Origin of the sequence: Asticcacaulis aquihabitans, assembly GCF_032490435.1 — a bacterium.
Taxonomy (GTDB): domain Bacteria; phylum Pseudomonadota; class Alphaproteobacteria; order Caulobacterales; family Caulobacteraceae; genus Asticcacaulis.
In genome coordinates, this window is the sequence record NZ_JAVGWM010000002.1 from 907030 (window position 1) to 932234 (window position 25205).

Here is a 25205-nt window from a genome sequence, read left to right on the forward strand (position 1 = left end):
TCTCGTTGTTGGCTTTGGCGCCACATGTGGCTGCGGTTGCTCAGGCGCCGCGCGATTTGGCGCCCCAATACCCCTTCTCCGGTCCGAAAGACCACTGGGAGGCGTTCAAGGTCTACGACCCGGTCAGCGATCCTGACGCACCGCATTTTCGTTCACATGTCGCGAGGGCAAAGCGTATAGGGCCTTTTTCAGCCACTCAGGCGCACCCTCGTCTGGATGCCGCTGTGTCCGGCGCCACGCTGCTTGCCGCCTACCTGACCCTCAGCGATACCGATATTGATCTGAACCGGACGCGCTACGCCGTTGGCAGCCCGCACTGGGTCCATGTCGAGCGCTTCTGGCAGTTTCAGGACGTCGTTGTCGGATGGAATACAACCGGTCTTGTTCCCAATCCGTCTCTGACCGATGTCGCGCATCGCAATGGCGCCCGATGCCTGGGGACCATGTTCCAGCCCGATCCGCGGTTCTTCAACGAGGCCGAACTGTCCCGGTCGGTTGTCGCCGGCAAGCTGGTTGATTTGGCGAAATACTTTGGCTTCGATGGCTATTTCGTGAATTTCGAAGGCTATACGGAAAAGGATGCCTCAGCGGTTCAGGACCTGATAGCTGATATGCAAAAAGCGGCCAGACAGGCCGGATTGGTCGATTTTCATATCCAGTTTTACAACGGATATACCGATGCACGCGACGTGTGGCCGGGCTTTCCTCATCCAGATGGTACACCGCGCGGGGCGTCCGAGGACCGCGCCAACTCGATGATGATCGATCAGGGGTGGAGCAATTACGCCATGACCCGCGGATGCTGTTCGGGGCCGCCGCTGGCAAACCTGCCAACACCGACCGAGCTTGGTCAGAACTACAACCCCTTCGATGTCTATTATGGCCTGCAACTGTACCCCGGTCCCGGATATCTGGGACTGATTGGGCCGACGGTTATCGAGCCGAACGGCGGTAAAGCGTTGGGTGGGTTGCAAATCTACAGCGTTGAGGATGGGCTGCGTAAAATGCGCCGCGCCAGATTGGATGCGTTACGCGCCGCCGCGCCGACCGACAGCACGCGGGCGGAGATAGACCACCTGACCAATGTCGCCACGCGGCGACCGGCCTGGTACGATCTTCATCGCAAGTTCTGGTCCGGCAAATCGGGCAATCCCGCCATGGACAACACCCCCACTGCCGCCGAACAGGCCATTTATGGTCCCGCCGCCGCACGCAAACTGTACACGGACTACCAGGCGCCTGGAAAAGAGACGGATCAGATTCGTTTGCCCATTACCTACGGGGTCGCCAACTTCATCGCCGAGCGTTCCGTTATCGGAGCCTTGCCGTTCGTAAGCCATTTCAATACCGGCGATGGCGATCGTTTCTTCGCAGGCGGGGTCAAGGTGGCTGAAACGCCGTGGTATAACCTGGGCATCCAGGATATCTTGCCAACCTGGACGTGGTGGAAACAACCGATGCAGGGCGGTGACGCCGATGCACTGCTCGACGTCGACTATGATTTCACCGATGCCTATGACGGCGGCGCTTCTATTCGCATTTCCGGTGACAAGAACAGCGGGACGGACATCCGGCTCTACAAGACGCACATTGCCGTCGATGCCGCGACCACTCTCGGCCTGATCTACAAGCCCGAAACCCCGGGCGATCTCAAGGTCGGCCTGGTATTTGAGGACGCTCCGAATGTCACCGAATGGCTGCCGGTCACGAAAGGCACAGCCCTTAAAGGCGGTTGGCGGCAATGGCGTAAAGGCTTGAAGGCCTATCAGGGGCGTACCCTGGCCGCTCTGTCGCTGGGGGTGGCCCGCTCTGCGAAGCCAAGTCCCTATGCCGTCAATATCGGCCAGATTGCCCTGACTGCGGCCGCCAACAAGCCCGTACAGGCGCCAAAGAGCCTTGCCATCACCGCTACCCAGAGCCACTCAGATGGACAGACGGCGGATCTGCGCCTGGCGTGGACCTTCGATGCGAGCGTCGCCTATTACGACCTGTTCACCACGACCGGTAAAACGCGCACCTGGCTTGGCCGTATCGCCAGTGATAAATACTATGTCAATGGTTTGAAGCATGATGGCGCCTCGACCGCCCTGCAACTCGTGCCATATGGCCGTGATGGCCAAACGGGTGAGCCGGTCGCTACAAAGTTCAACTGGGCCTGACCATTCGGCTGCCGGGGAGGCGGAAATGAATTCGGCTGACACTATGACGACGGCTCATCGCCGCCAGATCGTGATCGTAGGCGGTGGAACCGCGGGATGGATGTCGGCTGCCCTGTTGGCCAAGATCACTCAGGGCAAGTTGGGTGACATAACCCTGGTAGAATCTGAGGAGATCGGCACCATTGGGGTTGGTGAGGCGACCATTCCGGCTATCAAGCGCTTCAACCGCCTGCTGGAACTCCACGAACTGGATTTCGTCCGCCAGACCCAGGCCAGCTTCAAACTGGGTATAGAATTCGTCAATTGGGGTCAGGTCGGCACGCGTTATTTTCACCCCTTCGGCGCAATCGGCGATCCGATCGGACGCGCTGCCTTTCATCAGTTCCTGACGCGACGACGGCTGGCTGGCGAAGTGGAATCGTTTGAGGACTATTCGCTGAACGCCACGGCCGCCCGGCAAAATCGTTTTACAACGCCGCCACGCGATGACTCGCCTCTGTCCCAGTTGAGCTACGCCTACCATTTCGATGCCAGCCTCTATGCCGCCTATTTGCGCCGCCATGCCGAAGCCAACGGCGTGAAACGCGTGGAAGGCAAGATCCGGCATGTCGGTCAGGCTGCCGATACGGGCTTTATCGAAAGCCTGAACCTGGAAAACGGCCAGACCGTTGAGGGGGATTTCTTTATCGACTGTTCAGGTCTGTCGGGCCTGCTGATCGAAAAGACCCTACATAGCGGTTTTGACGACTGGAGCGCCCTGCTCCCGTGCAACAGTGCGGCCTTTGTGCCGAGTGAAAAAGCGGGGGACATCACACCGTATACGCGCTCGACCGCCCATACGGCCGGCTGGCAGTGGCGGATTCCGCTCCAACACCGAACGGGTAACGGCCATGTGTTCTGCTCAGACTTCATTACGGATGATGAGGCCGCCCAAACCCTGGTTAGTAATCTCGACGGCAAGGCCCTCGCCGACCCGAAATTCGTACGCTTCAAGACCGGGCGACGGAGACTGAGCTGGAACCGCAATGTGGTCGCCATCGGTCTGTCCGGCGGCTTCCTGGAGCCGCTGGAATCGACCAGCATCCACCTTATTCAATCCGGTCTGGTCAAGCTGCTCGACTATTGGCCTGGTGAGAGGTTCGCCCCCTTGTTGGCCGAACAGTATAATCGCGCCATGGCCACTCAATATGAATCGATCCGTGATTTCATCATCCTGCATTACAAGGCATCACAGCGGGATGACTCTGCGTTCTGGAAGTACTGCCGCGACATGCCAGTACCGGATTCCTTAAGCTATCGTATTGACCACTTCCGTTCGTCGGCGCGGATCGTGTTGACGCCCGGGGAATTGTTTCAGCCGAATAGCTGGCTGGCCGTCATGCTCGGCCAGAATATAGACCCTCTAGGCTATGACCCGCTCGCCAACGTCGTCGAGATGGAGCGGGTCGCCGCACAATTCAGCCGGATGCGCGGGGTTATCAGTCGCGCTGTCCAGTCCATGCCGTCGCATCAGGCCTTTCTGGATGCCTTGCGCTAGAGCCCCCAGGGTCAGGAAACCGTTCTGGAGCGTCCCTCGATCAGATTGACGTTCGTTCTGACGATGGCACCTTAACGGGGCAAGAGCCAGACCTGCGCCACCTGATGTCCGCGTCCGCTGCCCCCAAGACCGTCGGGCCGGGTCCATTCCAGGGTCAGCCTGCCATGGCGTGTCAGGGCTTGCGGCACGTCCAGTTCGACGGTCATCGGATTGGAGGTGCGTTCGCTGAAATCGCGCAAGACTACGCCATTCGCCGTAAGACGGATCGGCAAGGCATAGCCTTCGCCGGCATAAACGATTTTCAAACGGTAGGCGGTTTCAGGGTCGAGCCAGTCATAGCGCAGGGTGATCGGGACTTCATAAAGGGTTTCGGCGTAGGTCACCCAGGCCATGCGCCAGCCGTCATCGGGTGTCATATCGGCTATGCCGTCGATGGCGCTTGCATACATTTCCGGATCGGTGGCAAAACCGGGCCCGCGCACCAGATGCGGTTCATGGGCCGGATCGCCTAGATCGTCGTAAAAACCGCCCGGTGGCGGGGCATCACCGTTTGCCAGGTCTTTGAGACGCGCTGCCCGTTGCAAGGTGTCAGTCAACGCCTCGATCTCATCCATCTGCCGCGTCAGCCAAACACGGTCATTCAGCGATAAATCGACCCGATCCAAATTGGCTCCCCGTTCGATCGCCGAGGCACCATAGAGTTTGACGCTGAGTTGCAGGCCGATATGGCTGTAGAGCTTGCCTGCAAGATCAAAAACCTGGGTCCGTAAGGCGCTAATGTCGGCCGTATCGGCCGCCGCCAGCGCCAGACGCGCCGCCGATATGTCGCCCGTTTTGAGGGCCGCATAGGCCTGAGTCTCGCGCATCCGCTCCGCGATGACGCGGCGGCGGATATAGGCGTCATAGGTGGCGCGATACCAAGCCATCTCAAACCGCCAGTTGTCTGGGTGCGATGGCGCCATGCGGTCGAAAAACGCCAAGGTCTGTTCGATGCCGGCATTCCCGGCCGCCGGCCCGTCCCAGTTTCGCTCCAGCGCCGTCAGCCCGTCGGCAAACCCCAGATCGCCGACAAAATAGCGGCCATAGTCGGCGAGGATGGCATCGGTGTCGGTATTTATGTTCCAGCCCAGTTGCGACCACAGCATCTTGTTGACGTCATCATTCACCCCTTCGGAATAGGTGACGAAGCCGTCAACATCACCGGCGAAATGGCGAACAATATGGCTCTGCGCGCGCGGCTGCGGATTGATCGGTTCACGACCTTCGGTCAGGGCGAAAGCCGGGTCCCAGTGCGGCACCGGAAACTGGGCGTGCATCGTATGAGCAATGTCGGGGTAGAAGATAAGCTTGTAACGCGCCGGTATGCGCGCCCTCTGTAGTGGCAGGGGATCGCGCGATTGCGGTCCAAAAAAGACGCCGGTTAGCCAGTCCGGTTCCTTGGCGAGCAGCGCGTAAAACCGCTCATACTGCGCCTTATCAAACCCTTGCGCCGAGAGCCAGACCGTCGCTTTGGGGTGATAGCGGTGGAGAATGGCCACTTCTGCCGCGACCAGGGGGAACAGCACGTCCGGTTGCGTATGGCCGGGATCGCCGCCGGGAATATAAAGCGCATCCACCTTGGGCAGACGCTTCACCAGGTCTTCAAAGCGCGTCAGTTCAGCCGCGCGGGTGGCCGGTTTCGTGTAGTCATCGCCCATCTGGGGATAATATAGGTCGAAATCGAGCCCGTATTTCGCCATCAGCCTCGACACACCAATCGCCATATCGAGTGGGGCGGCGGTAAACAGGGGACTTTCCACGGCATCGTCAGACATCGGTGCGATCCACTGGACGCCGTTGGCGCCGAAAACCGCCAGATCGCGCACGTGTTGCTCGAACATGGCGAGCGTGAAAGCGTCATAGCTGTTGTTCTTGAAGCGGTAGCCGATCTGATGCGCCCTGAAACCCATTTGCGGCGCGGCATAGATATCCGGCGCCTCAGTCCCTTTGCGCAGCAGGTAACCAACGCCAAAAAGAATGCCGCGATCGTCGTCGCCGGCCACGATCACGCGGTCACCGACGCGCATGACCGTGTAGGCTTCGGGCTTCGGCGTCGGAAGGGTTTTAAGCCTTGTATTCCATAGTGTCTTATCGGCGCCGGACAGCAGACCTGCCACCTCATCGCGGCGGGCGACCACAACCGAACGTGCACAGCGACACGTATCCAGCAGCGTCACCGCCGCGAGAGCCTGCGATGTTGCATGCGGCGCGGTGATCACTCCCTTGTCGTGCGCCAGAGCCGGCTGTGCCAGAAGCCACATAAGCAGGATCAGACCACGCCACATCTGCTTAGCCAAACACGCTTTTCGCCGGCACCACCAGATCCGTTTTAGCCGCATCGCATTGCGCGTAGACAAAGCCCTTCTGAATGGCGAAGGCGCCGACATCGCCCTTGGTATTTAGGGCCAGAAAGCCGACCTGCAGGGTTTTTGCCGCCTCGGGGCGACGCTTGACGATACGCATAACCGCCTCTTCGCACGCCTGTTGCGGCGACCGGCCCTGGCGCATCAGCTCGACGACCAGGAAGCTGCCGGCATTGCGGATAACCTCTTCGCCCACGCCGGTCGAGGTGGCGGCGCCAATCTCGCCATCAACATAGAGGCCCGCACCGATGATGGGGCTATCGCCAACCCGGCCGCGGAGTTTCCACGCCATGCCGCTGGTGGTACAGGCGCCCGATAGGCGGCCTTGCGCATCCAGCGCCAAAATGCCGAGCGTGTCGTGGTTATGGACGTCGCCTGGTACAACACTGCCCGGGGCATGGCCGTAGGTCGACATCTCGCTATTTGCGACCGGTGCGTACTTGGCTTCCTTCAGCCAGTTCTTCCACGCGACCTCGGAGTCCTGCGTCAACAGCTCTTCCGGTTTGAATCCTTGCTCTACGGCGAACTGCAAAGCGCCTGCCCCGACCAGCAGGACGTGCGGCGTTTTTTCCATGACCAACCGGGCAACCGAAATCGGATGTTCGATATGTTCCAAAGCTGCCACGGCACCGCAGCGCCACTTTTCATCCATGATGCTGGCATCCAGAGAGACGTGCCCGTCACGGTCCGGGTAGCCAGCTCTGCCAACACTGTGGTTCTTTAGGTCAACCTCGGGGATACGCGCCCCCGCCTCGACCGCATCCAGCGCATAGCCTCCGCCTTTCAGCAAATCCCAGGCCGCTTGATTGGCCGCGACGCCGAAATCCCACGTGGAGACGACAATGGGCTTTGACGACGACGCGGCGGATGCCGCGCCGGAAATGGCAGCGAGCGAGGTAAGTGCCAGGGTATTTTTGAAGACATCGCGACGATTGGGCATGGCTTTGCTCTCAGCTAAAGGAGGGGGGTCTGTCGACCATATTCGCACCGAAGGCTGGATTGGGTCTGGGGCCCATCTCGAAAATCAGCTCACCGCCGCGCATCAGGTCTGCGTGGTGTATCCAGCTCTTGCTATAGGGTTTGCCATTCCAGCGCACTCTTTGCACGTAAATATTGTCCGCACTGTTGCCGGGTGCTGCGATGATCAGCTTGCGACCGCCGCCTATGGCGATCTCGGCACGCTGTACGAGCGGTGAACCGAACACATAGACCGCCGTGACCGGATCAACGGCATATAGCCCCAAGGCACTCATCAGATACCAGGCGCTCATGGCGCCGCAATCCTCATTACCCTCCAGGCCGTCGTACTGGGCGCGGTACATGTCCTTCATCAGTTCGCGGACACGGCTTTGCGTCTTCCACGGCGCCCCGGTGTAGGCATACAGATAGGCGACATGGTGGCTCGGTTCATTGCCGTGGGCATACTGACCAACCAGCCCGCTGATATCTGCCAGGCTTTTCTCTTCGGCATTCGGCTTTTCGTTGAACAGGCCATCGAGCTTCGCCTCAAAGGCTTTAAGCCCGCCGAACAGGTTTGCGTAGGTGTAGATGTCATGCTGGTTGAGGAAGGTCGCTTGCCAGCCATTGGTTTCGGTAAAGTCGCGCCACTTAGCCTGATCATGACCGAGCGAATGAGGATTGTAGGGCGTCACCCATTGGCCGTCAGCCTGCTTGCCGCGCATAAAGCCGATATAGGTGTCGAAGACATTACGGTAATTTTGCGAGCGCGCTCTGAGCGCCTTCGCCGCCTGGCTTTCGCCGACATGGGCCGCCAGTTTCGATGTACACCAATCGCTGTACGCGAATTCGAGCGTGCGCGAGACGGACTCGTCCACCTTGTCGGCCGGGATATATCCCAACTGGCGGTATAACCCAAGACCATGCACATCATCGACAAAGGCGCGCTTGGCCAGGACCGCGTAACCGGCTTTGTAATCTACTCCCTTGATGCCCTTGGCGGCGGCTTCGGCCAGTACCGAGGCACAATGATAGCCGATCATCGTATCGGTCTCACGCCCTTGTAACGGCCATATTGGCACTCCATCCGGGCTTTGCTCGCCCATCCGCACCAGTCCGCCAATCATTCCCGGCAAACGCGCCTGTTGCGTTATCGTGAAAAAGGGGTGGACGGAACGGTAGGTGTCCCACAGGCTATAGGTCGAATAATTGGCCTCACCGGCTTTCAGCGTATGGACCGCATTGTCCATGCCGCGGTAACGGCCGTCGACGTCTTGGAAAATCGTTGGCGCCAGCAGAGTGTGATAGTGGGCAGTGTAGAAGATCTTCCTATCGGTCTCGCCGGCCATCTCAACACGGACCCTACTCAGTTCGTGTTCCCAAGCAGTGCGGGCCGCGCCGCGGATACGCTCAAAATCGAAATCAGGTAGTTCAGCCTCAAGGTTTTTCAGAGCGCCTTCGATATCGACCGAGGAAATCCCGACCTTTATCAGCAGCGGCGCATCGCCAGCGTCCGGAAAATGCAGGGCGGCCTTGAGATTTTTTCCCGTTAAGTTCGGGCCGGTGGCCGGCTGATCGTCACTGTAAAGATCGGCACGGGTGAATGGGCGCGACAGTTTCAGGGCGAAGAATATCCAGCGCCCTTTGGCCCACTGAAATACCTGACGGCCACCGACAACCGTATCGTTACCGACCAGTTTCAGCGACACATTGTCGAGGATCAGGTCGTGGTCGCCCCACCATTTGATCGCGCCGTGGGCCAGATCAAGCAGCACATGACCGCCCTCGCCTTTTGGGAAGGTGTAACGATGCAAACCCACGCGCGTCGTGGCGGTCAGTTCGGCCTTGACGCGGCTATCGGTCAACTCGACGCTGTAATAGCCGGGCGTCGCCGTTTCGGTTTTGCGATCATAACGCGAGCGATAACCGGCATCCGGATCGCTGAGCGAGCCCGGTGTCAGCTTTACCGCACCCGTGGCCGGAACCAGCAGGATATCGAGCATATCGGGGCAGCCTGTCCCGCTCAGGTGGGTATGGGAAAACCCCATGATGGACCCATCGGCCTGATGATAGCCGGAGCAGGAATCCCAGCCTTCATTGCTGGTGTCGGGCGACAGCTGCACCATGCCGAACGGTAAGGTGGCGCCGGGATAGAGGTGTCCGTGACCGCCCGTGCCAATAAACGGATCGACATGGTCGCAAACTGATTCCCCGGCAGAGAAACCGACCTGTGGCAGGGTCCCGAGAGCGACTGTTCCTGCCAAAACCTGACGACGCGAGATCATGTCATGTCCTTAGCTTATCAGGGCCGGCTTTTGTGCCAGCAGGGTGAGGATCAGTTCGCCATACAGACTGTTGGCCCAGGCAAACCATGACCGGGTGAAGATTGCCGCATCGTCCTTACCGACCGACTCGTTCATGAAGCCGCGTGGCGCCGCCCCCGTTTTCAGCTCGGACAGGCAGGCTTTAATCTCGCTGTCATCGGTACTGGTCAGCGCCTGCATCATCAAGGAGATCGGCCAGACGGTGTTCAGGCCGGAATGCGGACTACCGACGCCCCGGAGCACCTTGCCCTTATAATAGTAGGGATTGCGATCACTTAGGACCGCTGCACGGGTGCGCAGGTACAGCGGATCGTCCTTGGCGCAGAAACCGATATAGGGCAGGCTCAGGAGGCTTGGCACATTGGCATCGTCCATGAAAAGGGCGTTACCATAGCCATCGACCTCATAGGCCCAGATGTCGTTGCCCTGCGCATCCTTCATCTTGCCATGAGCATGCATGGCGGCCTCTATTTCGCTGGCGAGCGCAAGGCAACCGGCCTTAACGTCCGTACCCAGCCCCGTCGTCTCGGATATCTCTGCCAATTGGCGCAAGGACACCACGGCGAACGCATTGCCAGGAATGAAGTATGGATAGGTGCACGCATCGTCCGACGGCCGGAAACCTGAATGGATCATGCCCGTAACGCGGGTCGGCCAGCCATAGCCACGCGCCAGGGTCTCGGTTGGCTCGGAAGCGGTCCGATTGAACCTATAGGGGCCGTCACCGTCCTTGCGTTGCTGGTCGCGAAAGGTTTTCAGGATAGTATGCATGGCGGCCCGCCAGGTGTCATCGAACGGCGTCGTATCCTTTGTGACCGTCAGATAGCTGTGTGCCAGCCGGATTGGGTAACACAGGCTGTCGATCTCCCATTTGCGCTCGGCGACGCCCGGCTTCATATCGGTTTGGTCCGTCTGGGACCAGGACAGATCGGTCATCGCCTTCGGATCATGCATATAGGCGTTGGCGTATGGATCGATCAGGATGCAGCGGGCCTGGCGCTGGATCAGGCCATGAAACAGCGTCCGCAGGTTCTTGTCGTTCGCCGCCAACGGCAGATAGGGCGAAACCTGAGCCGAGGAATCCCGCAGCCACATCGCCTTGATATCGCCCGTTATGACAAAGCTGTCCGGCTTGCCGTCGATCACGCCGGTTTCGACCGTGGTATCGAGCGTATTGGGATAGCAGTTGGTAAACAGCTTGGCCAGATCGGGGTCTTTCAGTCGCTTGGTCGTTGTCTTGATCACGGCCTCGACGGCAGCGCTCTTGAATTTGCGCACGGCCAAAGGCGGGCGCACGCCATCGGCGACAATCGGTGACATGGCCGGTATCTCAGCCAACGCCCGCGACGCCATCAGGGCCGCCAACGCCGTGCCGCCCCATATCAATTGCCTACGCTGCATCACATACTCCTAAAGTTGGACGAGGCCCGGTCGGTCCCAGATCTGGTTCTTGCCGCCGGCCAGCGACCGCTCCGCACCTTCATGCAAATCAAGCACGATCACTTCGTTGATCCCAGTCTTAAGATACGGCGCTGGTACGAATACGGCATGTTGCGGCCCCACCGACCAGTGGCGGCCCAGATTATGGCCGTTGACCCAGACGTAGCCCTTGCCCCAGCCACGCATATCCAGGAACGTGTATCCCACCTCGGTTAACTCGATCGTACCGCGATAGAAGGCTGGACCATTGACGTGGGCTTTGCTGAATTTCAAAGCGCTCAGGTCATCGAGCGGTAAGCTGTAATGCGCCCAGCCAGCCAGCGCGGTGTCGCCGATCTTCGCGGTACCGATCAAGCCCTTCTGGTCTTTCCCGATCTGGTCGCCGTAATTTATGCGGCCCATGGTATCGACCAAAACCTCGACGATATCGCCTTTATTGACGCTGATATCGACGCTTGTCTCGTGATAGCGGCGATCCATAGTCCCTGCGGGCACACCGCCCACCGATACGAGCGCGTAGTCCCGCACCTCGCCAAAGCTGAGCGCGCCTTTCAGCGCGGCCGCCGCCTTATGGCGGTAAACGAGAATGCCGTGCGGCTGGTTCAGTTGTTCCAGCGTGTGGGGCTGGGACGCGGTCACCGGCTTGCCAAGAAGCTGGCTTAAGGTGGCCGCTTGCGTCAGTCGGAACCGTTTGATGTCGATGGCCTTTTCCGGTTCCGGCATCGCGGTAAAACGCTCAGCCGGCAGGTACTTCTGGAACAAGGCCTTGGCCGCCTCGTATTTCGGCGTCGGTCGGCCGGCCTCGTCGAGCATGGCGTCATAGTCGTAGCTCGAAATGTCCGGCTGATAGGTTTTGGTTGCCTTGTCGAAGTTGGCGCCCGCATCGAACCCGAAGGAGGTCCCGCCGTGCAGCATGTAGAAGCTGATGGAGATCTTGTTGTCGAGCATCCATTGTAGGCTCTCGATCAGCGGCGGGATGGGCATGGAGGAATGCATCTCGCCAAAATGGTCGAACCAGCCGCCCCACAGTTCGGTACACATGCGGGGCCCGCCGGTCTTGAACTTGTCATAAGCCGCAAACTCGTTTTTCGCCTTATCGTGCGTGCCGAAATTGATGCCGTTGAACAACTCCGGCAGGGCGCCGTTCTGGATGACAGCGGCGCCATCGACCGTGTAAAGCATGCCTTCGAAACCGGCAGCGCGCACCTGATCCTTAACCGCACGCATATAGGTCAGGTCATTGCCGTAGGAGCCATATTCGTTCTCGACTTGGGTCATCAGGATGGGCCCCCCCTTGTCGATTTCAAGGTGAGCGATTTCCTGACCAACACGCTTCAGCCACTCACCCGAGGGCTGCATATAGCGCGGATCGAGCGAGCGCGGGCGAATGCCGGGGTCGTTCAGCACCCAGCCAGGATAACCGCCGCTGTCCCATTCGCCACAGATATAGGGACCGGGACGCAGGAGCACCCAGAGGCCTTCTTCTTGCGCCGTCTTGATCCAGGCCGCAAGGTCGAGATTGCCGGAGAAGTCGTATTCGCCCTTGCGGCGCTCATGGGCATTCCAGAAGATATAGGTGCAGAGCGTATTGAGGCCTAATGCCTTCAGCTTCTTCAGGCGATCACGCCACAGCTCGCGCGGGATGCGCGGATAGTGCATCTCGCCGGCCATCAGATGGATCGGCTTGCCATCGAGCACGAAGTCATCGCCGACGATGCCGAAACGGGCATTGGCCGCCAACGCTGCGCCGGCGGGGATCAGGGCTCCCACAGCCGCAGTGGCGCTCATGGCCGCGAGGAAATCTCTGCGTGTAGTATTTGCACGTGTGGTCATGGGCAAGTCTCTACTTAGGTAAGGATTTATGACCGGTCACGGTCAGTGTCTGTTGGGCGTCGGTCGGCTTCGGCTGTCCGCCGCCGACGAACAGGCCATAGTCGCCGGCCATCTGAGCCCGATTACCACGTCGATCGACCATACTCAGATCACGCGGGGTAAGGTCGAACGTCACCTGACGGCTTTCGCCCGGCTTCAGATGAACCCGGGTAAAGCCAACCAGGCTATGTTGCAGGCCTTGATCATTGGCAGGTGGAGTCAGATAGACCTGGGCCACCTCGTCGCCCTCAACCTGGCCAGTATTAGTCACGGTGGCGGTAACCGTGACACCCTGCCCTGCCGATACCGACGCGTTCGACAGGCGGATATCGCTATAGCCAAACGTGGTGTAGCTTAAGCCGTAACCGAAGCCGTAAAGCGCTTCGCCCTTGAAATAGCGATAGGTACGGCCGTCCATACGGTAATCGATAAAGGGCGGAAGGTCCTGCACGGACGTGTAGAATGTAACTGGCAGGCGGCCCGACGGATTGTTCTGGCCCAGCAGGGTTTGCGCGATGGCGGTGCCACCGGCTTCGCCCGGATACCAGCCTTGCAGCAAGGCGTCGGCATTGTCCTTCGCCCAGTTGAGTGCCACTGCGCCGCCGGAGAGATTGACAACGATCAGTGGCTTGCCCGTGGCTTTCAGGGCTTTCAGGAGCGCCTCCTGACGCGCCGGCAGGGCCAGGTCGGTACGGTCACCCCGATCGAAGCCCGGGACCAGAATCGACAATTCTTCGCCTTCGATGTCTGGTGACAGGCCGACGAAGGCCACAACGGCATCGGCATTTTGCGCCGCCTTCACCGCCTCGGCCACCTGTGCCTCAGGTGGGGCCTGCCATTGCAGGCGTACGCCCCAGTCCTGGCCGGTATGTTTGAACTCAAGTCTAATCTTACGCGGTTTGGTATCGTCGAAACGCAGATCGGCGCTTAAGGTCTTACCGTCACCTTGATCGGTGATCACCGGCTTACCGTCGATAAACAGGGTTACGACATCGTGCTGGTTGTTACATTCCCAGCATCGCTCGGTATAGATTTTGAGTTGGTAGTCACCGGCAGCGGGCGGCGTCAGATATCCACTCCAGCGCACGCCATAGGCCTTTTTCTCAAGCCCCTTCATTGGCGCGACATTGTAGAGATCGAGATTGACTGTCGTGTCGATCCGCGTCAGCACCGGTTGGCCGGTAAAGTCGGGATTGTCGAAATATTCGCCGGTCAGGCCGGATTTTTGGCCTGAACCCGTCCCGGTAGACAGCGCCGTCTCCGGAATTGGAATGGCCACACCTTCGGCGATGTTGGCGCCTTGCGCATAAACGACGCGATCGTCGCCAAGCGCGGTGCGCAGGCCTTTCAGCGGTGTCACCGGGTCGATGGCGGCACCGTGGTAATTGGCTTGAAGGATCTCCAACGTATCGGCATTGGGACCGACGACGACGATCTTCGCGCTGGCTTTCAGAGGCAAGATACCGTCATTTTTTAGCAGCACGATGGATTCACGCGCCGCTTTCAGCGCCAGGCCGGCGGCTGCGGGTGTGTGAATTTGATCTGCGCCAATGCCACTATATGGACTGGCAACGCCATCGAGCCCCAGTCTGGTGCGCGCATCCCACAACCGCGCCAGGGTTGTGTCGAGTTGAGCTTGCGTGACCAACTTCTTCTCAACGGCGGTTTTCAGATGCCTATAATAGGTGCCGCAGTTGAGATCCGTGCCGGCCTTGAGCGCTTCGGCGGCGTTTTCTTCCGGCGTATCGCGGTAAAAATGGAAGGCATACATGTCCTCGACCGCGTCGCAGTCCGTCACGACATAGCCCTTGAAATTCCAGTCCTTGCGCAGACGTATGTTCAGCAGGTCATTCGACGCACAGGCGGGCACGCCGTGCAGCGAATTGTAGGCGCACATCACCGATTGCGCCTTACCTTCAGTTACGACCTGCCGGAAAGCCGGCAGATAGGTGGCCTCGCGGTCATACGGCGAGGAGTCGACATCGAAGCCATGGCGGCCGGCTTCCGGTCCCGAATGGACAGCGAAGTGCTTGACCGACGCGATGGTCTTGGGATGGACTGGATCTGGCCCTTGGAGCCCCTGGACGAAGGCGGTGCCGAGCGCGCCGGTCAGGTGCGGGTCTTCACCATAGGTTTCCTGTCCCCGGCCCCAGCGCGGGTCGCGGAAGATATTGATATTGGGTGACCAGATGGTCAGACCCAGATAGCGGCCATGGTCCTTGTCAGCACCCACGGTATTAAACTTGGCGCGGGCTTCGGTAGAAACCACATCGCCAACATTGTGCAGCAGATCGACGTCCCAGGTCGCCGCCAGCCCGATGGCCTGCGGGAATACGGTCGCCTCGCCGGCGCGGGCCACGCCGTGCAACCCCTCGTTCCACCAGTTATAGGCCGTAACACCCAGGCGTGGAATAGCCGGCGCGGCCGCTTGAGTTTGGCTGATTTTTTCGTCTAGCGTCATTTGCGCGACCACCGGCGGTAAGCCAGCCTTGGCCGCCGGTTTCGCCGCTACGACAGCGGGGATACCCGCCGTCAGCATAAGAGCTATGGAGAGCGAACGCATTAGTTCGCCACCGGACCGGCGGCGCCGTAGTAGGAACGCACTTTCAGCGTTTTCTTCAAAGTTGCCAAGGATGCATATGTCGTAACGTGAACCGTCACCGTCTCGCCGCCCGTCATATCGAAGCTGTTGTCGGACAGGTCCGCCTTAAGCTCACCGATATCGAGCCAGACGCCGCGAGCGGCCGCTTGGGACGTTACAGAGATGTCAAAGCCGCCACGGGCCGGCCTGATGACGGTCTTTAGTTTCGGATCGCTCCAGTCGAGCGCCTTGGTCGCGCCGCTATAGCCGAACACCTTCGCCACCACCTTGTCGCCATCAAGAAGTTCAAAGACGGCCTGGGTAGTCGTGGCGTTGCCGCCAGACAGAAGTTCGGCATCGGTGTAGGTGGCGACAAGCGGGCTGGAGAGCGGCTTAACCGTCGTCGAACCGGTCTTCTCGCTCAATACCTTGCCGGAGAAATCAAGCGTGCGCAGCCGCCAGGTCAGAGCCTTTTCCGTCGTCAGGTCAGAGAGGATGTGGGCCTCTGTTACCCCGTCCTTGCGCAGCAGACTTGCCGTAAGCGGCGCGTAGAAGCGTTTAGCGCGGAATTGCAACGCCTTCCAGCGGCCGTAATAATCGACGCTCGCCCATGATGCGCCCGGCCAGACATCGTTAAGCTGCCAGTACATGGACCCCATGGTTTGCGGGCGACTGGCGCGATGATGGGATGCCGCCAACTCAATGCCGTCGGCTTGCATCAACTGGCTGAGATAGACGAAGTCACCAAAGGTCTTGGGCTCACCGTAATTGTTGCGAATATAGAGCAGAAGGCGCTTGTTGCCGTTCCCCTTGTCATACTTCTGGTGGGCGCGCATGACCGGGGCTTCCGGTTCCATATCGTTGTCCGACGCGAAGGCCTTGATTGTGGCCATAACCGGGAAGGATTGCAGGCCATATTCGCTCATGAAGCGTGGCGTGACATTGAGATATTCCTCGACCGGCTTGCCGCCCCAGACCTTCCAGTAGTGACGGTCGCCATCAGTATCCTGATCGGCGAGGCCATCATAGTCGGTAGACGGCGATGACGCCCAGTAAGGCGTGCCGGGTGCATTTTGATCGACCGCGCCGCGCAGGACCTGATCGAACATTCGTACCATGCCGGTGACGATGCGGTCTCGCTCTTCGGGCGAGACGCCTTTTTTCAAATCTTCCGTGCCACCGCCCCAGTTTTCCCAGTCGGTCTGGACCTCGTTATTGCCCGCCCAGATGACCACGGAGGGATGGTTGCGCAGACGCTTGACCTGCTCCACGGCTTCAATCCGGGTGCTTTCGCGGAAATCACGATCGTAGGGGATGATGGCGCCGCCGAACATGAAGTCCTGCCAGATCATCAGGCCCAGTTCGTCGGCCTTGTCATAGACGTGGTCGTCCTGATAGGTGCCGCCGCCCCATATGCGCAGGATGTTCATATTGGCGTCGACCGCCGACTGCAGCATGCGGTCCTGTTCCGCTGCGGTGACGCGGGTCGGGATTATGTCGAACGGGATCAGGTTGGCGCCCTTGGCAAAGATCGGCACACCATTGATGACGATCTCGAAGCTTTTGCCCCACTGGTCTTTTTCGCGGCGAATTTCCGTGGTGCGCAAACCGATCTTTCGTGTCGTTTCGCCAATTACGTCGGAACCTTGCGTGACGGTCGCCTTGACCGTGTAGAGATTGGCCTTGCCATAGCCTGCTGGCCACCAGCGCTGCGGGGTCTGGATCTGCACCGGCACACTGACCGGATTGAGGCCGGCGAACAGTGCCACGTCTTGCTTGACGGTTTGGGTCGTGCCGTCCGGCGCGGTGATCTCCGCACGAACAGTCACAGTCTGAGCCTTATCGGATTGAATATCGAACGCAGCGTTGAGGGCGGCCACCTGATCGTCGAGATGGACCTGGGCGACATGGAAATCCGCCAGACGGGCGTCATCCCAAGCTTCCAGCTTGACCGGCTTCCAGATGCCGAGCGCCACGACGCGCGGGCCCCAGTCCCAACCATACTGGTAACCGGCCTTACGGACATAGGTCGAGGAATTGCGACCGAGCGGTTCATCGCCCCATAGGGAATCGTAGGCGCCGGGCATGACATAGGGCATGTCCGCCACCAGCGGTTTCATCTTTTTAAGGGGCGAGGCCAGATCGACCGTGATGATATTGCTGCCGGCTTTAAGAACGCCCTTTACCGGCACGCGCCAGGTGCGGAACATGTTATTCGACGACAACAGGTTTTGACCATTTACCGACACCGTTGCAAACGTATCCAGACCTTCAAAAATAAGGTCGATATGATCGCGCTGAAGCATCTCCGGCGTGACTGTAACCGCTGCCTGATACTGCCAATCGGACAGCCCCACCCATTGCACCTTGCCTTCGTTATCTGACACGTAAGGATCGGGCAGTTTCTTCAACGCCATGAGGTCGCTCTGCGCCGTGCCGGGTACGGTCGCCTTGAGCCAGCCGGCCATGTCCGGATGGGTCTTGAGCGCCTCGTCCCCAGGCGCCAGGCGAAATGTCCAGCCGCTATCGAGCGTCTGAATCTTTGGAGGAGCGGAAAACGCACTTGTTGCGAAGCACAGGGCCGACAGGCAAAGGCCCTGGGTTATAGATTTTAGCATGGCGTGTTCCTACTTTTGGTTCAGTCGGACTGTGTCGATGGCATAGTACGGTCCATCAAGCGGTGCGGTGAAAATCAGGCACAGGGCATGGTCGCCCGTCACCGCCGGCAGCGTAGCGTTCAGTGTGGTGACGTTCGGCGTGGTAGCGGGATTGGTCAGCGGAATGCGCGCTTCCTCTTCCCCCTTACAGGTGTCGCGATAGACCACCAGTTCGCCAAACGGCGTATTGCGGGGATGCGTTAGAACCTTGCTGGCTTCATTGGCCAAACCGTAGTTGCGCGCCAGGCGGGCGATATCAATGGTAACGCTCGTAACGCCATCCCGGCGCACGTCGGGGTAGATCCAGCAGCTATCAAAAATATCGATATTATAGACTGGGGTCTTGGCCGGAGAATCTGGAGTCAGGGGCGTACGCAGACCCAGCGCGCCCTTGCCACAGGCGTTCAGTTCCTGACTTGTGCGTGTGAGCAGGCTTGCGGCTGTAAAGTCGTAGCGGTCAGGCCCGGCCAGTTTCAGGTTGTCCCGCGTAAAAGCTGTGGCGACGATCGTCTGCCCCAAGGTCAAATCAAGCGGTTCGCTATAGGCCTTCGAGCTTGCGGTCGGTTCGGACCCGTCCAGCGTGTAGCGGATCACTCCCGATGTCACCTGATTGCTCAGGGCTATTTTTGCCTTGCCCGCTGCAAGTGCTGCATTGCGGCCCCCGACCGGTGTGAAGTCGACGGCGAAGGCGGCGTCCGAAGCGCCTATGTTTTGCTGACGATAGCGTACCATCTGAACAGGCAGACGTGTCAGAAAGCTGTTCCAGTTGCGCGTCGATTTGGGTGACCACAAGGTTTCTGCCAGGGCGGCGGTACGCGGGAAGGCCGCATGCTGCACATACCAGCCCGACATCAGGTACTCGCTCCAAAGGTTTGCCTGAGCCCCCATCACGTGCTTACCCTGATCCGCTGTCAGCACCGATGGCAAGGCGTCAAACTTGTAGACATCTTCCAATGGCACAACCCAGCCACGGGCGGCGGGTTCGTCGTTGCGCCGGCTTTGCTGGTTGTCGAAATAGAGCGGATTTGTCGGTGACAGGACAACATCATGACCGGCCTGCGCCGCTTTGATCGCGCCGTCAGTGCCGCGCCACGACATGATGGCGGCCGTCTGCGGAATGCCGCCTTCCAGGATTTCATCCCAGCCGATCAGTCGCCGTCCCTTGCTGTTCAGGTAGGCGCCCAGTTGGTCAATGAACCAGGTCTGCAATTGATGCTCGTCCTTCAGGCCCAGCGTCTTGATCTGAGCCTGTATGGCCGGAGATTTTTCCCACTGGTTCTTCACGGCTTCATCGCCGCCGACATGGATATAGGTCGACGGGAAGAGCTCCATGATCTCATCCAACACATTTCGGATGAAGACCAAGCTGGTCTCGTCGGTATTGAACAGATAGGGGTTGACGCCCCAGTCGGTCGAAACGTTTGGCTGGTCGCCCCCGTTTTTCAAATCGCGGATTCCGATGTCCGGGTAGGAGGCGACTGCCGCCTGCGCATGGCCCGGCATATCGATTTCAGGCACGATGGTAATGTGGCGGGCGGCAGCATAAGCGACGAGGTCACGGATATCATTTTGGGTGTAGAAACCGCCATAGGGCTCGGTCGGGACGCCTGGTCCGCCGTTGGAAGGAGGCGTCCGCCAGGCGCCAATTCGCGTGAGATTCGGGTAGCGTTTGATCTCGATGCGCCAGCCCTGGTCATCACTCAAGTGTAGATGCAGGCTGTTCAGCTTATGCTGCGCCATCTGGTCGATCATAGTCTTAACGTCGGCCACCGGCAGAAAGTGACGGGCGCTGTCGAGCATCAAGCCGCGCCAGGCGTACTGTGGATAGTCCTTGATCGACAGGGCTTCAAGATTGACCGGCTGGCCAAAACGATCATCGGGGCTCAGAAGCTGGCCCAATGTGACAGCGCCGTAGAACAGCCCCGCTTCGGTACGCGATCGAATGATAACGCCCTTGGTCGTCACCGTAAGGCTATAGCCCTCAGCCGCTTCGACCGGGGCTGTCGGATCAAGATCGAGCGTAATCGTGGAAGCGCCACAGGCCCCAACGGTCAAATCGATACCGCGCAAGGCCTTTACCAGGCCCGTCAGGTAATCCGCAGTGCCTTGCGATGATGGGTTCGTGACGCAAACGACTGTGTGACTGCCGACTTGAAAATGCCCCCTCGCCAGCTTCATTTCAGCCGGCAAGGGTATAAGGCCGGAAGGTGCGGCCAGTGCGGGAACGGCCACGCACAGTGTGGCGATCGCGCCAAAAGTGGTAATAAGGCCTTTGGCGGTTCGCAACGTCTTCATAATTTACTCCCGTTAGTGTGGATTTGCGTCTTCTCGCCATGGGACAGGCGGTGCGCAGGAAATTGGCGGTCTCGACCGCCGTGTCAGCGGGTTTCAATCCGCCAGACATAGGCCAATTGCTCAGGCGCATCAGTCGGCAGGCTGACAGTCAAACCCGCATCTGTTTGGCGAAAGGCGATCGATGCATTGCTGCCCAGCAGCGTGACGCGTTTCACGGGATAGTCGCTGCGAACGGAGGCGATGGTCACCTCCCCCGTCGGTCGCGCCATCTCGATGGCATGCAAAACACCGTCCTTTACAGTAAAGCGAAAGTCTTTAGCTGTGTAAGGCTTTGCTTTACTTTCGGCAAAAGTGCCAGATGCGGTCTCCGTTGGCCCTTCCCCGAACACGACCCAAGGACGAGAGCCGTAGATCGCGTCACCATTGATTTTCAGCCATTCACCCATTTTGAGCAGGGTATCCCTAGCGCCATCCGGGATGCGGCCGTCGGCATGGGGCCCGACATTGAGCAGCAGGTTGCCGTTTTTCGACACAACGTCGGCGAGCAGGTGGATCAGCTGCTCCGGCGATTTATAGGTATCATTTTCAATATACCCCCACGACTTATCGCTGATCGAGGTGCAGGTCTGCCATACGTCCGGGCGAATGCCCGGCGCTTGGCCGCGTTCGATATCCAGGACGCCCGCGCCGTCAGCGAATTCGCCGAGCTTATAATTGACAATGGCTGAGCCCCCGTTTCGTGCCGCCCGGTTATAGTACCAGGCCAGAAATTTTGGCAAAGTATTGCGGAAAGACGGCTGACCAATCCACCAGTCAAAATAGATGAGGTCCGGATTATAGCGCGCGGCGAGTTCCGTCTGGCGCGCGAGCCAATCATCGAGCCAGGCTTGCGATACATAGGTATAGTCGCCAAACAGGTCTTCATCGCCCTTTCCCGCCAGACGGTCCTGCGCAGGCCCATAGAGGCCGGCATTGGCCGGATCAGAGACGTCGGAGGGAAATTTGCGGCCCTCGTCGAAGAACCAGTCATGCTCCGCCCGATGCGACGATAACGCAAAATGCAGTCCTTGATTGCGAACCGCTTGCGAAATTTCACCTAGAAGATCACGTTTTGGCCCCATCTTGACGGCGGTGTAATCAGACAGATGGCTATCGTACATGGAAAAGCCGTCATGGTGTTCAGCCACAGGCACGACATAACGCGCGCCTGCCGCGCTGAACAGCTTGGCCCACGCGGCGGCATCGAAGGCCTCAGCCTTGAACTGCGGAATGAAATCCTTGTAGCCAAACTGGGTATGCGGACCATAGGTTTTAATATGGTGCTCATAGGCGGCGCTGCCTTTGATATACATATTGCGCGAGTACCATTCACCGCCAAAGGCCGGAATGGAATATAGGCCCCAGTGAACAAAGATGCCGAATTTGGCATCAGCATACCATTTCGGCGGTTGATAGGCCTGAAGTGCCGCCCAATCCGGACGAAAGGCGCCATCGAAATCGCCTGCATCGACCTCAGCCAGCCAACGCTTTCGTTCGGCGGCATATTTCTGCGTGGCTTTTAGCCATTGCCGGTCACGCTCGACCGGCGTTGTGTTGTCATTTGAAGCGGCCTGCGTAACGCTAGGCAAACCGGCAGCCACAACGACTCCCAAAGCCCCACGCAACAGATTACGGCGCGACGTCGAATATGGGTCGAAGGGGCTCATAGGATAGTCTCCAGCTAGGCAAGGCACAGCTTACACGTTTTACCTAAGTGTCCTACAGGCACTTATCTGACCTGCAACGGATAGGGAGCGCGTCGGTCGATGTACGCACACAAAAGTAAGCGTTGTGGCCGGGCTTTGGTACGGGCGCCGGACACAACGCAAGATGTTCTCAGACGGGAAAAGCTCCGTCGCCCTCATAACTTCGACGCACACAAACACAATATCGAAACAGCGACAGGACCGGACATTCGAAAGGTCAGGGAGAAGACGGATCGCGGATCGTGCCACCGGCAGGGCGGGAGAGCCTGAGAACAAGCCAGGTGCCCTCGCCCCGCTAGCGGAACGAGGGCGACAGTCTTACTGCATCTTATAGGTTACGCCGAAGGTAATACGGGTACCATATTTTTTCCAGGCCAACGGCAGGCCGCCATTGGTGTAAGGATGTTGCAGGTCGTCAAGCAGGTTCTGGGCCGACATGTTCAAAGACAACTGATCGTTCACATTATAAGATGCGGAGGCATCAAGTTGGCCCCAGCCATCGACATAGGTCGCTGGAACCAGATCGCTACCGATCGAGGTGTTATACTTGCTGCGGTAGGTATACGAAACCCGCGCCTGGATCGGCCCCTTTTCGTAGTAGGGCGAAACAGTGTAGCTCCACCGCGACAGATAGGGCATAGGCAGCTTGCCGCCCCCCGTATTGTAGGCGTCGGTGTAGCCGCCGTATTGTTGATCCAGGAATGTCGCATTGGCCTGGATACCGAAGCCCCACCAAAGGTTCCCCTGATAGCCAACCGAGACGCCAGGGATCTTCGCGTTGCTGCCGTTGAACGGCGCGTAGATCAGCATACGTTCGGTTCGGTTACAGACACGTCCAACCGTGCCTAGGCAGTAGTTCAGCGCGGTCGATGGCAAGGTCACGTCGACGAAGGTGTACTTCTTGACGATATAAGATTCGACATCCTTGTAGATCAAATCGACATTGAACAAGCTGTTAGGCCCAAAATACCATTCATAGGACGCCGAATAGTTCGTAGCGCGGTATGGTTGAAGGTCCGGATTGCCACCCGTTCCACCGAACACTTGCGTTCCGCCGCGGCTGCCGACGGTGCTGTATCGGTCAAGACTGTATTCGACCTGACCAGACATGTCGGCGAAGGTCGGTCGTGACATCACCTTACCCGCCGAGAAGCGGATCATCATGTTGTCGGACAGATCGTAAGCCGCATTGAACGACGGCAGGATATCGTCATAGCTCTTGTCGAGCTTAATCATTTCTTCGTCCCAGGGATAATAATCCATGGTCGAACGATAGGTCTGCTCATTCTCTGTCTTGGCGTAACGAACACCGACATCACCATGCCATTTACCCGAGCGGAAGTTCGCTTGAACATAGGCGGCATTGGTGGTTTCTCTGGTGTCCCAGAAGTTGCCAGCGTCGCGATAGTCCCCTGAAGCGTTACCCGGATTTTTGTTCGCAACCGAATAGTCGATTACGGCCTGTTGGGTCATGGCGACGTAGGTCAGCAGGTCTCCACTGGCGCCTAGACCGGAGACCAAGCTCGGATCGCTTTGATAGGTCTCAAAGTCGGCCATGGTGCCGGTGACATCGAACTGGGTGTTGTAGAAGTGTGGGCGATTGACGTTCGAGTGCTTTTGATAGCGATAGCCAAACAGAATTTCGTTGACCGGTCCCCATTCGACCTCACGTTTGACATCAAACTTGCCATAATCGATGGTGTCGGTCGTGACGGCGGTTTTCACGAAACCTGCCTGATCGCCCTTCTTGCGCGTGGCGAACAACGTCGGATCGGTGGCCGGCTTGTCCAGTTTCAAACTGGCCCCATCCGGCGTCATCGACCAGGTACCAGAATCCGTGCCGTAGAAGCTCAGGTAATATTCCGGATCCGAACCGCCCGTTGCCTTGGTCGTTCCGATATTGCCTTCGATCGTCCACAGGCCCGGGGTCCAACGACCTTGCAGATTGTAGCTGGAGGTGTTGAGGTGGGACCGCTTGTAATATTCATCCATACGCACGGCAAAATTCCCCGTACCGCCCGTAACCCCGGCCTCATTTGTCGTCACCGAGGTCATCTTGGTCTGGTAGAGATTATTGCCGTTGGCCGCTTTGATAACTTCACCGACCTTATGACCTGGACTGGCCGTCTGATAGCGCGTGTAGTATGGATTGGTTTCGTTCCAGTCGACGCTCAAGTCGGTTTCAAACGTTTGGGAATAGCTGGAAAAGTCGCTTTGAATGCCAGTGCCGGTCAGGTTGAATTCAAGATCATCACTCGGCTTGAACTGCAAGGCCATCTGATAGGTCTTGCGCTCACGCGTTTCGAGGCCGGAGGACAAGGCGATATAGGTTGGCACCAGCATGTTCTTATTCAGTGCCGGCCCGCTCGTAACGGTCGGGAGAGCGGCGGTATTGGTGAAGTTGCCGTCGCTATCGCAAGCTACTTTTCCGCCGGTGGGGCCGCCCCAATTCGCTGCGTTACAAACGTTCTGATAGCCGGCGCCTATCGAACCACTACCCAGAACGGACTTGTTGTAGTCATAGCTCACCAGGAAGCCGAAACGACCACTATCGTCTTTGGTGCTATAGAAGACGGAGTAACGCGGATCTTTTTCTTTATTCCGTTCGTTGATATTGTAGCTGTAGTTTACCGTGAAGGTATTGACCGGCAGCGACAAAGGCCTGCGCGAGTTGACGATAACACTACCGCCGATACCACCTTCTTCAAGGCGTGCTTCGGTCGTCTTGTAGACCTCAACATTGCCGATCAGTTCAGGTGCCAGGTTAGCAAAGTTGAAGCTTCGCCCATTGTCATGGTCACTGGCGCCGGAATCTGCGGTGGCCAGCGGATTGCCGTTCAGCGACACATTGATAAGACGCGAATCGATGCCGTTGATGGCGATCTTTTCGCCTTCGCCACCATTAGACCGGTCAACCGTAATGCCCGGCAGGCGCGACAATGATTCGGCCACATTCACGTCGGGAAATTTGCTGACGTCTTCGGCTGTAATCACGTCGATGTGCGCCGACGCCTTACGCTTTACGCTCAGTGATTTCTGCAAACTCTTGCGCACACCGACGACAATGACCTCTTGGGCCGAATCCGCGCTCGGTGCGGTCGCAGGCGCTGCGTCTTGCGCCAAAGCCGCTCCGGACATCATCACGCCGGTCAAAGCCGTCGTGAGCAACGCATATGTTTTTCTTTTCATTCCCTATGTCCTTTTACTTCCGTTTCCGGAAATGCTTCAGTTCGTTT

At 58.6% G+C, this 25205-nt stretch carries 12 protein-coding genes; 2 read left to right on the forward strand and 10 right to left on the reverse strand.

Annotation, left to right across the window (positions count from 1 at the left end):
* The first annotated feature begins 26 nt into the window (after positions 1-26).
* Positions 27-2159: an endo-beta-N-acetylglucosaminidase gene (locus tag RCJ00_RS10510; protein WP_316221826.1), complete on the forward strand. Its 2133-nt coding sequence runs from the start codon at positions 27-29 to the stop codon at positions 2157-2159.
* 25 nt (positions 2160-2184) lie between these two features.
* Positions 2185-3696, forward strand: coding sequence for a tryptophan halogenase family protein (locus tag RCJ00_RS10515; protein ID WP_316221827.1), 1512 nt, complete (start codon positions 2185-2187; stop codon positions 3694-3696).
* A 71-nt stretch (positions 3697-3767) separates the two neighbouring features.
* Here the strand turns inward: RCJ00_RS10515 and RCJ00_RS10520 are convergent, their stop codons facing one another.
* The 10 genes from RCJ00_RS10520 to RCJ00_RS10565 form a co-directional block, all read right to left on the reverse strand.
* Entirely contained in the window at positions 3768-6032 is a 2265-nt protein-coding gene (locus tag RCJ00_RS10520) for a hypothetical protein (protein ID WP_316221828.1), read from the reverse strand.
* Positions 6025-7038, reverse strand: coding sequence for a glycosylasparaginase (locus RCJ00_RS10525; RefSeq protein ID WP_316221830.1), 1014 nt, complete (start codon positions 7036-7038; stop codon positions 6025-6027). Before RCJ00_RS10525 ends, RCJ00_RS10520 begins: the two co-directional genes overlap by 8 nt.
* A 10-nt stretch (positions 7039-7048) precedes the next feature.
* A complete protein-coding gene (locus tag RCJ00_RS10530) occupies positions 7049-9340 on the reverse strand; it encodes a GH92 family glycosyl hydrolase (protein WP_316221832.1) in 2292 nt (763 codons plus the stop codon).
* 9 nt (positions 9341-9349) lie between these two features.
* Positions 9350-10780, reverse strand: a complete 1431-nt coding sequence (locus RCJ00_RS10535) for a glycoside hydrolase family 125 protein (protein ID WP_316221834.1) — start codon at positions 10778-10780, stop codon at positions 9350-9352.
* A gap of 9 nt (positions 10781-10789) precedes the next feature.
* On the reverse strand, positions 10790-12652 hold the full coding sequence (locus tag RCJ00_RS10540) for a glycoside hydrolase family 35 protein (RefSeq protein WP_316221835.1): 1863 nt from the start codon (positions 12650-12652) through the stop codon (positions 10790-10792).
* Positions 12653-12662: 10 nt separating this feature from the next.
* Positions 12663-15254, reverse strand: coding sequence for a glycoside hydrolase family 3 C-terminal domain-containing protein (locus RCJ00_RS10545; RefSeq protein ID WP_316221836.1), 2592 nt, complete (start codon positions 15252-15254; stop codon positions 12663-12665).
* Positions 15254-17890, reverse strand: coding sequence for a beta-mannosidase (locus tag RCJ00_RS10550; RefSeq protein ID WP_316221838.1), 2637 nt, complete (start codon positions 17888-17890; stop codon positions 15254-15256). Before RCJ00_RS10550 ends, RCJ00_RS10545 begins: the two co-directional genes overlap by 1 nt.
* A 9-nt stretch (positions 17891-17899) precedes the next feature.
* On the reverse strand, positions 17900-20224 hold the full coding sequence (locus tag RCJ00_RS10555; RefSeq protein ID WP_316221839.1) for a beta-N-acetylhexosaminidase: 2325 nt from the start codon (positions 20222-20224) through the stop codon (positions 17900-17902).
* Between the two features lie 83 nt (positions 20225-20307).
* Positions 20308-21930 carry an alpha-L-fucosidase gene (locus RCJ00_RS10560; protein WP_316221840.1) on the reverse strand — a complete coding sequence of 541 codons (1623 nt, stop codon included), beginning with the start codon at positions 21928-21930 and terminating at the stop codon, positions 20308-20310.
* A 357-nt stretch (positions 21931-22287) separates the two neighbouring features.
* On the reverse strand, positions 22288-25158 hold the full coding sequence (locus tag RCJ00_RS10565) for a TonB-dependent receptor (RefSeq protein WP_316221842.1): 2871 nt from the start codon (positions 25156-25158) through the stop codon (positions 22288-22290).
* Positions 25159-25205 lie beyond the last annotated feature (47 nt).